The sequence below is a fragment of the Shewanella sp. KJ2020 genome (assembly GCF_024197625.1).
Lineage (GTDB): Bacteria > Pseudomonadota > Gammaproteobacteria > Enterobacterales > Shewanellaceae > Shewanella.
Genome location: NZ_JAKUKD010000021.1, coordinates 49,591 through 62,515, shown reverse-complemented (window position 1 = coordinate 62,515; position 12,925 = coordinate 49,591). Strand labels below are relative to the sequence as shown.

Sequence of the window (12,925 nt, the reverse complement as noted above, 5' to 3'; positions counted from 1 at the left end):
CCTATAAATTAAAATGAAGTTGTTAAGCTATTTTGTCTATTGAGCGTAGGGCGCTAGCATGACTCGCACGCCCTGATCTGAAATTTGTTTTTTAACACTCTCGTTAATACGATCGTCGGTGACCAACACACTGACCTTGGCCCACGGTAACTCTAAGTTAGGGATCCGCTTGCCGATTTTGTCTGAGTCCACCATCACGATCACTTCACGAGACACTTCAGCCATCACTTTGCTTAGGCCGGTTAACTCGTTAAAGGTGGTGGTACCGCGTTCGAGATCAATACCATCGGCACCTATAAACAGTTGGTCGAAGTTATAGGAACGCAGCACTTGCTCGGCGACTTGGCCTTGAAAGGATTCAGAATGCGGGTCCCAAGTTCCACCAGTCATCAATAGGGTTGGCTCGTTTTCAAGCTCATGGATGGCATTGGCAAGGTGCAGGGCATTCGTCATCACCACCAGCCCACGCTTATCATTTAGCTGTTCAATCAAGCCTGAGGTCGTAGTGCCACTATCGATAATGATACGGTTATGATCTTTAATCAGCTGCGCCGCAGTTTTGGCAATCGACAGTTTATTGGGTGCAATTTTGGCAGAAAACTGTTGGGTCACTTCATCGGGGATCGCCACGGCGCCACCGTAACGGCGTAATAGCAGGCCCGTTTTCTCAAGCGCGGCGAGATCCTTGCGAATAGTCACTTCTGAGGTTTCAAAACGTAACGACAGTTCATCAACGCTCACTTCACCCTGTTCGTTCAATATGGTGATTATGCTGTGGCGACGCTGCTGTGTGTTTCGTTTGTTCATAAAACCTTTCAGATAAGTTTCGTTTCGAAAGGTGCATTATAGTGAAACGAAACTTTTTTGCTAGTATTCGAAACACACTTTTGCATGATCCTGCGTAATTTTTTATCCTTCTGTAATAGTGATTTTATAAATCAGCCAATAAAAAAAGCAGCTTACCCCTAGAGATAAACTGCTTTATTAAAGATAAAACTTGAGGAAATATTAGAACTTAGCTTCAACGGCAACACTGAAGTTACGGTCTTGGCCAATAGTGACCATATTGTACTGACCACCATCGATATAATCGGTATCGAAGAGGTTTCTCACGTTGGCGCGAAGACTCACATCTTTACCCATGATAGCCATAGTGTAGGCCGCACCTATATCGAAACGCACATAACCATCTTTAGTAATAGTGTTATCGAGGTCGGCAAAACGCTCACCCACATAAATAGCACCGAAGTTCATCGCGAAATTATCAGTCACTTCGTATCGGGTCCAGATATTGGCCGACCACTCAGGGGCATCGATCGGCGTTTTACCTTCACGGGCATCTCCCGTTTGATACTCTGCATTTAAATACATCATAGAAGAAGTCACAAACCAGCTATCACCGATTTGCCCCTGCGCTCCCATTTCAAAGCCGCGGTGTTTCTGTTCGCCACCCTGAGTGGTGATATCGGTATAATCACCAATTGGTGCAGGTAATTTCTCTGAAATTGTGATGTTTTCGAGTGTGATATCGAATATTGCTGCGGTTAATAGCAGGCTATCGTCAAACAACTCCCACTTAGTACCCAGTTCATATTGAATACCGTATTCAGGCTTTAAATTCAGGCCATCGTTGACATCGAACTCGTCATTTACCGCGCCTTGTGGTGTAAAGCTTTTTGAATAGTTAACGTAGATATTGCCATTACTCATTGGCGAGTAGATCACTCCAAACTTAGGCGACACGGCATAGCTGTTTTCACCTTCACCGTCTTTCTTCTGTTCATCGTAACGTACGCCAGCGAGTAATTTCCATTGCTCGTTTAAGGTCATCAAATCCTGCAGATAGAAACCGTAATACTTGTATTCACTCGGGGTACTTTTATTACCATTGTGGTAATCAAGATCCGGCTCAATGACCGCTTGCCCAGGAATCACAGTTTGAGTTGCCCCACGCTGAATTTGCTGCTGGTAGAAATAATCTAAGTAGTTAGCCCCAATAAGGAATTGATGCTCCATACCCGCTAAGGCAAATTCACCCGTAAAATCCACGAAAGCGGTTTTATGCTGCCAATCGTCGTAACGATCGAATGGCTTGATTTTATAGCCATTAGTAAACGGATCTTCAGAGTATTGCGGAGCCGAATCAAAACGTTGACGATTAAATTGTTGATCGTTATAGCCGACTTTAACTTTCCAGTCGTCACTCATCTGCCAAGTCAGATCGGTACCTAAGTTAGAAACTGTATTATCGGTAAAGGCCCAAGGCGCATCCCAAACGGTTTTACGCTCGCCGATAACATTACCTTGTTTATCTAACCAGCCACCCGCATCTATGCCCGCTTTATCTTGGGTGTGATCGTACTTCACAGATAACAAAACATCATCACTGATATCAAATTCTAAGTTTAAGTAACCCAACCAGCGATCACGCTCTTGGTTTTCCTCTGTGGTCGAATATTCACGCCAGTATTTAGTATCTTGCTTAACTAAAACTCCGCGGTAACGAATGCTTTGAGCGTCATTTAAACTACCACCAGCATCTAATTGCGCACGGGTTGAACCATAGCCATCGGTATCAAAACCAAGATCTAACATTGAATCATAGGTCGGTTTCTTAGTGACCATATTCACTAAACCACCAGGGCCAGATTGGCCGTACAACATGCTCGAAGGGCCTTTTAACACTTCGACCTGCTGCAGGGTTTCAATGGGTTGTACATAGTGGGACCACTGTTGATGGCCATTAATAAGATAACCATTACCCGAATCAATCTCAAAACCGCGGATACTAAAGACTTGACGGTTCCAGCGTGTGGTTCCCGCCGTTACGCTCGAATCGTTAACTAAAACCTCGGCAAGGTTAGTGGCCAACTGTTCATCGGTAACAAAATCGGGGATCACATTGACGGATTGCGGGGTATCCATTAAGTCAATATCACCGCGCATAGCGCCCGATGCTGTACCGACTTTATAATCGTTAAAAGTACGGCCAGTGACATTAATGCGCTCAATATTTGCATCGTTTGGCGCCTCTGCCATCACAGGCATAGCCATCAATGCCGCACCTACGGCCAAACCCACAACTGAATAATTAAATACCATTCCCAACACCTCAAATAGACCTTTAGTCTTAGAATTGCAGGCAATATAAATGAGAAGTGTTTTTATTTAAGCTTCTTTACATGAATTTACAATTGAGTGTGATATACATCAAAAAGCTGAAAAATCAACAAATCATACATGATCAATTCAACCTTAATTTAACCTCCTATAAAAGCTAAAAGCGGCCCAGAGCCGCTTTTATATTTTAGGTTTTGCAGGCTAATTTACTTCTTAAGCTTAACTGGGCGTTGCCAACCCGTCAGGTGTTTTTGCTTTACTCGAGTGATAACTAATTCATCTTCGCCCACATCACGGGTAATGGTTGAACCAGCCCCTAACGTTGCCCCTTTACCAATAGTCACAGGCGCCACCAGCTGAGTATCTGAGCCGACAAACACATTATCTTCGATAACAGTAAGATGTTTATTTGCACCATCATAATTACAGGTAATAGTGCCAGCGCCAATGTTAACGCCATCACCAATAATGGCATCGCCTAAATAGGCTAAGTGTCCGGCTTTAGAACCCACACCTATGACCGCTTTTTTCACTTCGACAAAGTTACCTATATGCGCATCTTGCTTAAGTTCTGCGCCGGGACGTAAGCGGGCAAATGGGCCAGCACTGGCAGCAACCCCAAGCTTAGCGCCTTCGATAATAGAGTAAGGCTTGATTTCAGCATTATCGGCAATCTCACAATCGATTAAAATCGCACCAGCACCAATGCTAACATTGTTGCCAATCACCACTTTGCCTTCGAAAATAACGTTTACGTCGACCATAACATCCATACCGACGGTAACTTCACCACGGATATCGATACGGCTTGGGTCACGTAGATTCGCCCCCGCCAACATCAGTTTTTCAGCTTCGCGGGCTTGGTAAGCACGTTCAAGTTGCGCTAACTGCACGCGATTATTGGCGCCTTCCACTTCAATCGCCGATTGTGGCTGCGCGGTATCAATGGCTACGCCATCAGCATGCGCCATGGCAATAATATCCGTTAGATAATATTCACCTTGGGCATTGTTATTGGATAAACGACTCAGCCAAGTTTTAAGTTGTTTGCCCGGAACCGCCATAATGCCAGTATTGATTTCATTAATAGCTAACTGCTCAGCATTGGCATCCTTTTGCTCGACGATGCCGACAACCTTGCCCTGCTCGCGCACGATACGGCCATAACCCATAGGATTGGCTAAATTCACCGTTAAGATGGCCACGCCATTTTCAGGACGGGCGGCAAGTAAAGCTTCAAGGGTCGATGCTTGGATCAAGGGCACATCACCGTACAGAATCAGCACAGTATCACTATCAGCGATATTTGGAATGGCCTGTGCGACCGCATGGCCCGTGCCTAATTGCTCGGCTTGCAATACCCAATTAAGTTGTTGCTCACCTAAGCTGGTTTGTAACTTGTCGGCGCCATAACCGTAGACTAATTGAATCGCATCACTGCCAATGCTATGGGCGGTATCGATGACATGCTGCACCATGCTCTTATGGGCGATAGGATGTAATACCTTAGGAAGATCCGAACGCATCCGTGTTCCCTTGCCGGCCGCTAAGATCACTACATTTAATGCCATTGCCATATCCTTGAACAAATCCCAAGAGGGTAAAAAAACTGAGGTCGTATTAGTGGCGCAATTTTAACGGAAAGCCCATCGAAAAGCGAAGCGGATAGCGATGCTAATCCATTAAAGACATGTAAGAATGCCAATCTACCCCATTTTTAGACACAAAAAAGGCGACCCTAGGGTCGCCCTTTTTTCACAAACAATAACCTTATCTGGCAATGTTTTTCTTGATGGTTTCAACAACACGTAATTGAGCCATAGCTTTCGCTAACTCAACCATAGCCGCGTCATAATTGAAGTCAGCACCTGCAGTTGCCATATGGGCTTCTGCACGACGCTTAGCTTCTAATGCCGCTTGCTCATCAATATCTTTGGCACGCATAACCACATCAGCCAATACGGAAACAGAAGAAGGTTGTACTTCCAGTAAACCACCTGAAAGGTAGAACACTTCTTCGCTACCGTCTTGTTTGACGATGCGCGCCATGCCAGGTTTGATATAGCTTAACAGTGGAGCGTGGCCATGCATGATGCCCAACTCACCTTCAGAACCGGTCACTTGTAGGCTAGCTACGCGACCAGAGAAGATGTTGCTCTCTGCGCTGACTATATCAAGCTGTACTGTCATGGCTGCCATCCCGTTCTCCTTAAAAAACTAAGTATGACTACTTAGTTATTTCTTTTTGTTAGCTTTCTCGATAACTTCATCGATTGAGCCAACCATGTAGAACGCTTGTTCTGGTAGGTGATCGAACTCACCATTCAGAATACCCTTAAAGCCACGGATGGTGTCTTTCAGAGAAACGTACTTACCAGGAGATCCAGTAAAGACTTCTGCTACGAAGAAAGGCTGAGATAAGAAACGCTCAATCTTACGAGCACGGAATACAGTGGTCTTGTCATCATCTGACAATTCGTCCATACCCAGAATCGCAATAATGTCTTTCAGCTCTTTGTAACGTTGCAGTACAGTTTGCACGCCGTTAGCGACGTCATAATGCTCTTGACCAACAACCAATGGATCTAATTGACGTGAAGTCGAATCCAATGGGTCAACCGCTGGGTAAATACCCAGAGAAGCAATTTGACGTGACAGTACAACAGTCGCATCTAAGTGAGCGAAGGTTGTTGCTGGTGACGGGTCAGTCAAGTCGTCCGCAGGTACGTATACCGCTTGTACAGAGGTGATAGAACCAGTCTTAGTTGAAGTGATACGTTCTTGCAGAACGCCCATTTCTTCAGCCAATGTTGGTTGGTAACCTACCGCAGAAGGCATACGACCTAACAGTGCAGATACTTCTGTACCGGCTAAGGTATAACGGTAAATGTTGTCAACGAACAACAGTACGTCACGACCTTCGTCACGGAACTTCTCAGCCATTGTCAGACCAGATAGTGCTACGCGCAGACGGTTTCCTGGTGGCTCGTTCATCTGACCATAAACCATGGCCACTTTGTCGAGAACGCCAGAATCTTTCATCTCGTAGTAGAAGTCGTTACCTTCACGAGTACGTTCACCTACACCGGCGAATACGGAAAGACCCGAGTGAGCTTTAGCGATGTTGTTAATCAGTTCCATCATGTTAACTGTCTTACCAACACCCGCACCACCGAACAGACCTACTTTACCACCCTTAGCGAATGGACATACAAGGTCGATAACCTTGATGCCAGTCTCTAACAGTTCAGTAGTGTTCGATTGATCTTCATATGAAGGCGCACTACGGTGAATAACATAACGTTCTTCTTCACCGATTGGACCCGCTTCATCAATAGGCTCGCCTAAAACGTTCATAATACGGCCAAGGGTCGCAGCCCCTACCGGAACAGAAATAGGTGAACCTGAGTTTACTACCTCAAGACCACGACGCAGACCATCAGAAGAACCCATAGCGATGGTACGAACTACACCACCACCTAGTTGTTGCTGAACTTCCAGCACCAAACCATTACAGGCGCCTTCACCTGTGATCTTCAGAGCGTCATATACCTGAGGTACGGCATCTTGTGGAAACTCTACGTCCACAACCGCGCCAATCACTTGGACAACAGTACCTGTGCTCATGATTAATCCTCTAAAACTTGTATTCGTTACCTAACCTAAACCGCAGAGGCACCAGAAACAATTTCCGACAGTTCCTGCGTAATCGCAGCCTGACGGGCCTTGTTATAGACCAGTTGCAAGTCGTTGATAAGCTCACCCGCGTTGTCCGTTGCCGCCTTCATCGCCACCATACGGGCAGCTTGTTCAGAGGCAATGTTTTCAACAACACCTTGGTAAACTTGAGATTCTACATAACGAACCAATAAGGTATCCAAAAGTTCTTTTGGATCAGGCTCGTAGATATAGTCCCAACGATGAGCAACCTCATCATCTTCCGATTTAGGCAAAGGTAGCAGCTGCTCGATCACAGGAGTCTGCGTCATAGTGTTCACAAACTTGTTAAACACTACATACAGACGATCCAGCTTGCCTTCGTTGTAAGCTTCTAGCATGACCTGTACAGTACCAATCAAGTCATTCAATTTAGGTGCATCACCTAAACCCGATGCTTGTGCCGATACTTGTCCGCCGAAGCTTTTGAAAAACTGCACACTACGGGCACCAATTGGGCAAAATTCAAATTCTGCACCTTGGGCTTTCCAGTTTTTCACGTCTGCGACAACCTTCTTGAAAAGGTTAACGTTCAGACCACCACAAAGGCCACGGTCGGTTGCTACAACTATGTAACCAACCCGCTTAGCCTCTCTCACCTCTAAATAGGGGTGTTTGTATTCGAGAGAACCTTGCGCTACGTGACCGATCACCTTACGCATGCTTTCCGCATATGGACGGCTCGCAGCCATGCGTTCCTGCGCTCTGCGCATTTTGCTGGCTGCCACCATTTCCATGGCGGACGTGATCTTCTGAGTGTTTTTAACACTCGCGATCTTGGTTTTAATCTCTTTAGCGCCGGCCATCTCTACTCTCCAATCTGGACCTGAGGTGTCTTAAGACACCTCTATCATTGTTACCAGGTTTGGGTTGCTACGAACTTGTCGAGGCCAGCTTTTAATTCAGCTTCGATCTCAGCGTTATAATCGCCAGTTTCGTTAATAAGCTTCATTAAAGCAGCATGCTCGCTGTTCATGAACGAGAGCAGAGCGGCTTCGAAATCACCGATCTTCTTCAGCTCAACACTCTTCAGGTAACCTTTCTCAGCTGCGAAAATAGACACAGACTGAGCCGCTACGCTCATAGGAGCATATTGCTTTTGCTTCATCAGTTCGGTAACACGCACACCATGCTCTAGCTGAGCACGAGTTGCATCGTCAAGATCAGATGCAAACTGTGAGAACGCAGCAAGTTCACGATACTGTGCTAGTGCAGTACGAATACCACCAGACAGTTTCTTGATGATCTTAGTCTGAGCCGCACCACCAACACGAGAAACAGAAATACCTGGGTTAACCGCAGGACGTAAGCCTGAGTTAAACAGATCGGTCTCAAGGAAGATCTGACCGTCAGTAATAGAAATTACGTTGGTCGGTACGAATGCAGATACGTCACCCGCTTGAGTTTCAATAATAGGCAATGCGGTTAAAGAACCGGTTTTACCTGTTACTGCACCCTTAGTGAACTTTTCTACATAGATTTCGTTTACGCGTGAAGCACGCTCAAGTAAACGAGAGTGTAGATAGAATACGTCACCTGGGTAAGCTTCACGGCCTGGTGGACGCTTCAGCAGTAACGAAATCTGACGGTAAGCAACAGCTTGCTTAGACAGGTCATCGTATACAATCAAAGAGTCTTCACCGCGGTCGCGGAAGTATTCACCCATAGAACAACCAGAGTATGGCGCTAAGAATTGCAGAGCAGCAGCTTCAGAAGCAGTTGCAACTACAACGATAGTGTTAGCTAAAGCACCATGTTCTTCTAGCTTGCGTACTACGTTAGCGATAGTAGAAGCCTTTTGGCCAACCGCGACATACACACATTTAATGCCAGAATCTTTCTGGTTGATAATTGCGTCGATCGCCATTGCTGTTTTACCAGTTTGACGGTCGCCAATGATCAATTCACGCTGACCACGACCGATTGGGATCATAGAGTCAACGGCTTTATAACCAGTTTGTACTGGTTGTGATACTGATTGGCGTTCAATAACACCAGGAGCAATCACTTCAACAGGAGAGAAACCATCGTTATCGATAGGTCCTTTACCGTCAATAGGTTCACCCAGAGTGTTAACTACGCGGCCCAGTAGACCACGACCGACTGGCACTTCCAGAATACGGCCTGTAGTTTTAACTTTTACGCCCTCTGCTAAATCAGCATAAGGACCCATTACTACGGCACCGACAGAATCACGTTCAAGGTTCAACGCGATTGCAAAACGGTTACCAGGCAGTTCGATCATTTCACCTTGCATCACGTCGGCTAGGCCGTGGATGCGGATGATGCCGTCACTTACCGCAACGATAGTACCTTCGTTACGAGATTCGCTAACGACTTCGAACTGCTCGATCCGCTGCTTAATCAGATCGCTGATTTCAGTGGAATTCAGTTGCATGCTCAAACTCCCAATTACGACTGCAGCTTATCAGACAGACGCGATAATTTACCGCGGACCGAGCCATCAATGACTAGATCACCTGCCTTAATAATTACACCGGCGATGAGCGCGGCGTCAGTGCTGCAATTCAGCTTAACTTTGCGTGCGAGACGTTTCTCTAAAGAAATACCAATCTGCTGTTGTTGTTCAGAGCTCAGCTCAGTTGCAGAAACCACATCGGCTTCCACTTCTTTTGCCCACTCATTACGGTATTCAGTAAATAACTGAGATACAGCAGGTAGTACCTTTAAGCGACCGTTTTCAGCCATTACCTTTATCAAGTTTTGACCTTGCTCATTGATTTGCTCACCACAGACACTAATAAAGAGTGCGGCGAGTTTTGTACTGGCTAAAGAGCCAGTCAGCAGCGGCTGCATGGTTTCGTTTTCACTGACCAGCGCGGCAAACGTGAGCATTTCGGCCCAGTTATCCACTGCATTATGTTCAACAGCAACGTCAAAAGCTGCCTTTGCGTAAGGGCGAGCGATGGTGGTTAATTCAGCCATAACTCAACTCCCTTATCAAATTTCAGCGACTAGTTTATTAACTATGTCACTGTGGGCGGCTGGATCAATAGAACGCTCAAGGATCTTCTCAGCACCCATGATGGCAAGAGTAGCAACCTGCTTACGCAGATCCTCTTTCACGCGATTACGTTCAGCTTCAATTTCTGCTTTACCCTGAGCGATGATTTTTGCACGCTCAGCGTCTGCTTCGGCTTTTGCTTCTTCAACTATTTGCGCTTTGCGTTTGTTCGCTTGCTCAATAATTTCGTTAGCAGTTACCTTGGCTTCTTTTAGTTGGTCAGTCGCTTTCGCTTGTGCCAACTCCAGGTCTTTTACCGCACGATCAGCATCAGCTAGACCGTCAGCAATCCTTTTTTGGCGCTCTTCGATGGCATTCATCAAAGGGGGCCATACAAACTTCATGCAGAACCACACGAAGATGATAAAGGCGACCGTCTGACCGATTAGGGTAGCGTTGAAATTCACAACAGCCTCCTATTTAGAGTTAAGACAGAAGCGTTTTTTACAGCATTGCACCCAGCGGGTTGGTAAACAGCATAAATAATGCGATACCAACACCGATCATAGTTACGGCGTCGAGTAGACCCGCTACGATGAACATTTTAACTTGCAGCATAGGAGCCATTTCTGGTTGACGCGCAGCGCCTTCCAGGAACTTGCCACCTAATAAGCCGAAACCGATTGCAGTACCAAGAGCACCCATACCAATCAGCAGAGCAACAGCGATAGCTGTCATGCCTAAAATCGTTTCCATCTGTATCTCCAGTATCTAAATCTAATTAGTTGATGATTTAGTTTAAAATTTCTTCAGCAATCCTTAATGATCTTCATGGGCCATGCTTAAATAAACAATGGTCAACATCATGAAGATAAACGCCTGCAGCGTGATAACCAAAATGTGGAAAATTAACCAACCTAGCTGCAGAGTCACACCTAGGGAAGATAATAACAAATTGGTACCATACATCAGCGCAATAAGGATGAAGATCAACTCACCTGCGTACAAGTTACCAAAGAGTCGCAATGCCAATGAAATTGGCTTAGCAATTAAAGTAACAGTCTCTAATAGGAGGTTGACGGGTATCATTGCCTTATGGTTAAAGGGCTGTAGCGTCAGTTCTTTAACAAACCCAGACACGCCTTTGACCTTAATGCTGTAGTAAATAATCAGCACAAACACACCGATAGCTAAGCTGAAGGTGATGTTTACGTCAGTTGTCGGAACCGCTTTAAGATAAGGGATACCTGCTAAAGCAGCTGCGTGAGGCAGCCAATCGACAGGGATCATATCCATGAAGTTCATCATGAATACCCATACAAAAATGGTCAGAGCTAAAGGCGCGATCAGGGCATTGCGACCATGAAAACTTTCTTTCACGCTGTTATTTACGAACTCAACAATCATCTCGATAAAGCATTGAAGCTTACCAGGAACACCGGAAGTCGCTTTTTTACCAACGCTGCGGAAAATCCACAGGAACAGAACACCAAGACCAACCGAAAAGAACAACGAATCAATGTGCCATGTCCAAAAACCTTCACCAACACTTAAGTTGGTAAGGTGATGTTGGATATAGCCCTGCGGTGTTAACGCTTCACCAGTTGCAGCCATGATTCATCCCACTTAACTTTGCTTGAAGTATAAAGGAGCTGTCCAATGCACGATTAACGTCAGCACGTAACAAACAAAAAGTGGCATAAAAGCGACCTTAAGATTGATAAACACTAGCGAAAACATAGCGATGGTTAACAGCAACTTTACCGCTTCCCCCCAGTAAAAAGTCTTAATGACTTTTGCAGCTGAACTTGCTCCCGTATGGGAGAAAGCGAGGGTCGCGAATACAAAATTAGGGAGCACAGCGATTGAACCACCTGCTAATGCAGAATAGCCAAACTGAACTCCCCACACGGCGAAAAAGAGAATTGAAGCACCCCCAGCGACCGCCGCCTGCATCAACACCAATTTATAGGCTGACCACCGGCCACGACGCGCTAAAACCTTACTCAACTCATCCTCTCCGCATTCATACTTTTTGTTTCGATGACCGGATGACAAATATCCGTATTTTTGTCGATGCACAAAAAGCTTGCGAAAGTATACCTTTTCACGCCTTCATTGCAACTTTGAGATAAGGAAAAACAACACTTTTAACGTGATATAGCGTCAAAACAGTCAAAATGTAAAATTAACATCTGTCACAAATTTACATTAAAAACTGTTAATCTACAGACATTAATGAATTTTACTAAGAATTCCGTCTAATTCAGCCAGATTCTGATAGTTAATTACAATTTTACCTTTGCCCTTACTGCCATGGGCGATAGAAACCTTTGCACCTAATCTTTCAATTAACTGCTGCTCTAAACGACAAACATCTTGATCTTTAGTCGTAGTTTCGGCAGGTTTAGGCGGATTTAAGGTTTGGTTAATCAATCGTTCAGTTTCGCGAACGGTTAATTCCTTGGCAGCCACTAATCTCGCGAGATTTGTCTGTTCTTCACCTTCAATTGCTAACAAAGCACGAGCATGGCCCATATCGATATCGCCATACTCGAGTAAACGCTTAACAGGCTCATTCAAGCCGTTTAATCGTAGCAAGTTAGATACACTCGCTCGGGATTTTCCCACAACATCGGCAACCTGTTGGTGAGTCAGCTCAAACTCTTGCATTAAACGTTGCAATGCAATGGCTTCTTCCATGGCATTTAAATCTTCACGCTGGATGTTTTCAATCAAAGCGATAGCGACGGCGGCTTCGTCGGGGACTTGTTTGACAATACAAGGAATTTTATTGATACCCGCCAGTTGCGAGGCGCGCCAACGGCGTTCACCCGCAATAATTTCATACATATCGTTTGCGACTTGTCTTACAACGATAGGCTGAATAATGCCTTGATTACGGATAGAGTGCGCCAGTTCTTCCAAGGCTTCGGGAGACATGTCTTTACGCGGTTGATACTTACCCGGTTGCAGAAGATCCAGATCAAGATGGATAAGTTCTTCTTTTTTATCGGTAACAGTCACTTCCTCAGAATGCTTTTTACTGGCAGCGTGACTGTTACTCAGCAAGGCATCTAACCCTTTGCCTAATCCTCTTTTCTTTAACGTCATGGTGATCCT

At 45.4% G+C, this 12,925-nt stretch carries 13 protein-coding genes; all 13 read right to left on the bottom strand.

Annotated elements, in window-relative coordinates; all coding sequences use genetic code 11:
* Positions 1 to 36: 36 nt before the first annotated feature.
* Positions 37 to 807, bottom strand: a complete 771-nt coding sequence (locus MJO46_RS12810) for a DeoR/GlpR family DNA-binding transcription regulator (protein WP_253989620.1) — start codon at positions 805 to 807, stop codon at positions 37 to 39.
* A 201-nt stretch (positions 808 to 1,008) separates the two neighbouring features.
* On the bottom strand, positions 1,009 to 3,102 hold the full coding sequence (locus MJO46_RS12805; protein ID WP_253989619.1) for a TonB-dependent siderophore receptor: 2,094 nt from the start codon (positions 3,100 to 3,102) through the stop codon (positions 1,009 to 1,011).
* 224 nt (positions 3,103 to 3,326) lie between these two features.
* Positions 3,327 to 4,691, bottom strand: a complete 1,365-nt coding sequence (glmU, locus tag MJO46_RS12800) for a bifunctional UDP-N-acetylglucosamine diphosphorylase/glucosamine-1-phosphate N-acetyltransferase GlmU (RefSeq protein ID WP_253989618.1) — start codon at positions 4,689 to 4,691, stop codon at positions 3,327 to 3,329.
* Positions 4,692 to 4,890: 199 nt separating this feature from the next.
* Entirely contained in the window at positions 4,891 to 5,319 is a 429-nt protein-coding gene (locus MJO46_RS12795; protein ID WP_198781688.1) for a F0F1 ATP synthase subunit epsilon, read from the bottom strand.
* Between the two features lie 36 nt (positions 5,320 to 5,355).
* Positions 5,356 to 6,747: a F0F1 ATP synthase subunit beta gene (gene atpD, locus MJO46_RS12790; RefSeq protein WP_198781690.1), complete on the bottom strand. Its 1,392-nt coding sequence runs from the start codon at positions 6,745 to 6,747 to the stop codon at positions 5,356 to 5,358.
* Positions 6,748 to 6,782: 35 nt separating this feature from the next.
* Complete coding sequence (gene atpG, locus MJO46_RS12785) at positions 6,783 to 7,643, bottom strand: F0F1 ATP synthase subunit gamma (RefSeq protein WP_253989617.1); 861 nt, start codon at positions 7,641 to 7,643, stop codon at positions 6,783 to 6,785.
* A 50-nt stretch (positions 7,644 to 7,693) separates the two neighbouring features.
* Complete coding sequence (atpA, locus tag MJO46_RS12780; RefSeq protein ID WP_253989616.1) at positions 7,694 to 9,235, bottom strand: F0F1 ATP synthase subunit alpha; 1,542 nt, start codon at positions 9,233 to 9,235, stop codon at positions 7,694 to 7,696.
* Positions 9,236 to 9,249: 14 nt separating this feature from the next.
* Positions 9,250 to 9,783 carry a F0F1 ATP synthase subunit delta gene (atpH, locus tag MJO46_RS12775; protein ID WP_253989615.1) on the bottom strand — a complete coding sequence of 178 codons (534 nt, stop codon included), beginning with the start codon at positions 9,781 to 9,783 and terminating at the stop codon, positions 9,250 to 9,252.
* A 15-nt stretch (positions 9,784 to 9,798) separates the two neighbouring features.
* A complete protein-coding gene (atpF, locus tag MJO46_RS12770; protein ID WP_037459755.1) occupies positions 9,799 to 10,269 on the bottom strand; it encodes a F0F1 ATP synthase subunit B in 471 nt (156 codons plus the stop codon).
* 37 nt (positions 10,270 to 10,306) lie between these two features.
* Positions 10,307 to 10,558: a F0F1 ATP synthase subunit C gene (gene atpE / locus MJO46_RS12765; protein ID WP_006083840.1), complete on the bottom strand. Its 252-nt coding sequence runs from the start codon at positions 10,556 to 10,558 to the stop codon at positions 10,307 to 10,309.
* 63 nt (positions 10,559 to 10,621) lie between these two features.
* Positions 10,622 to 11,416, bottom strand: a complete 795-nt coding sequence (gene atpB, locus MJO46_RS12760; RefSeq protein WP_198781698.1) for a F0F1 ATP synthase subunit A — start codon at positions 11,414 to 11,416, stop codon at positions 10,622 to 10,624.
* Between the two features lie 12 nt (positions 11,417 to 11,428).
* Positions 11,429 to 11,812 (bottom strand): ATP synthase subunit I, encoded by a 384-nt coding sequence (locus MJO46_RS12755; RefSeq protein WP_037459758.1) that lies wholly within the window; start codon positions 11,810 to 11,812, stop codon positions 11,429 to 11,431.
* A 225-nt stretch (positions 11,813 to 12,037) separates the two neighbouring features.
* Positions 12,038 to 12,916, bottom strand: a complete 879-nt coding sequence (locus MJO46_RS12750; protein WP_253989614.1) for a ParB/RepB/Spo0J family partition protein — start codon at positions 12,914 to 12,916, stop codon at positions 12,038 to 12,040.
* Positions 12,917 to 12,925: the final 9 nt, after the last annotated feature.

Coding starts and splice junctions, on each gene's coding strand:
- atpA (WP_253989616.1), bottom strand. CDS start 9,235: ATGCAACTGAATTCCACTGAAATCAGCGATCTGATTAAGCAGCGGATC.
- MJO46_RS12750 (WP_253989614.1), bottom strand. CDS start 12,916: ATGACGTTAAAGAAAAGAGGATTAGGCAAAGGGTTAGATGCCTTGCTG.
- atpG (WP_253989617.1), bottom strand. CDS start 7,643: ATGGCCGGCGCTAAAGAGATTAAAACCAAGATCGCGAGTGTTAAAAAC.
- glmU (WP_253989618.1), bottom strand. CDS start 4,691: ATGGCATTAAATGTAGTGATCTTAGCGGCCGGCAAGGGAACACGGATG.
- atpB (WP_198781698.1), bottom strand. CDS start 11,416: ATGGCTGCAACTGGTGAAGCGTTAACACCGCAGGGCTATATCCAACAT.
- atpD (WP_198781690.1), bottom strand. CDS start 6,747: ATGAGCACAGGTACTGTTGTCCAAGTGATTGGCGCGGTTGTGGACGTA.
- MJO46_RS12805 (WP_253989619.1), bottom strand. CDS start 3,102: ATGGTATTTAATTATTCAGTTGTGGGTTTGGCCGTAGGTGCGGCATTG.
- MJO46_RS12810 (WP_253989620.1), bottom strand. CDS start 807: ATGAACAAACGAAACACACAGCAGCGTCGCCACAGCATAATCACCATA.
- atpE (WP_006083840.1), bottom strand. CDS start 10,558: ATGGAAACGATTTTAGGCATGACAGCTATCGCTGTTGCTCTGCTGATT.
- atpH (WP_253989615.1), bottom strand. CDS start 9,783: ATGGCTGAATTAACCACCATCGCTCGCCCTTACGCAAAGGCAGCTTTT.
- MJO46_RS12795 (WP_198781688.1), bottom strand. CDS start 5,319: ATGGCAGCCATGACAGTACAGCTTGATATAGTCAGCGCAGAGAGCAAC.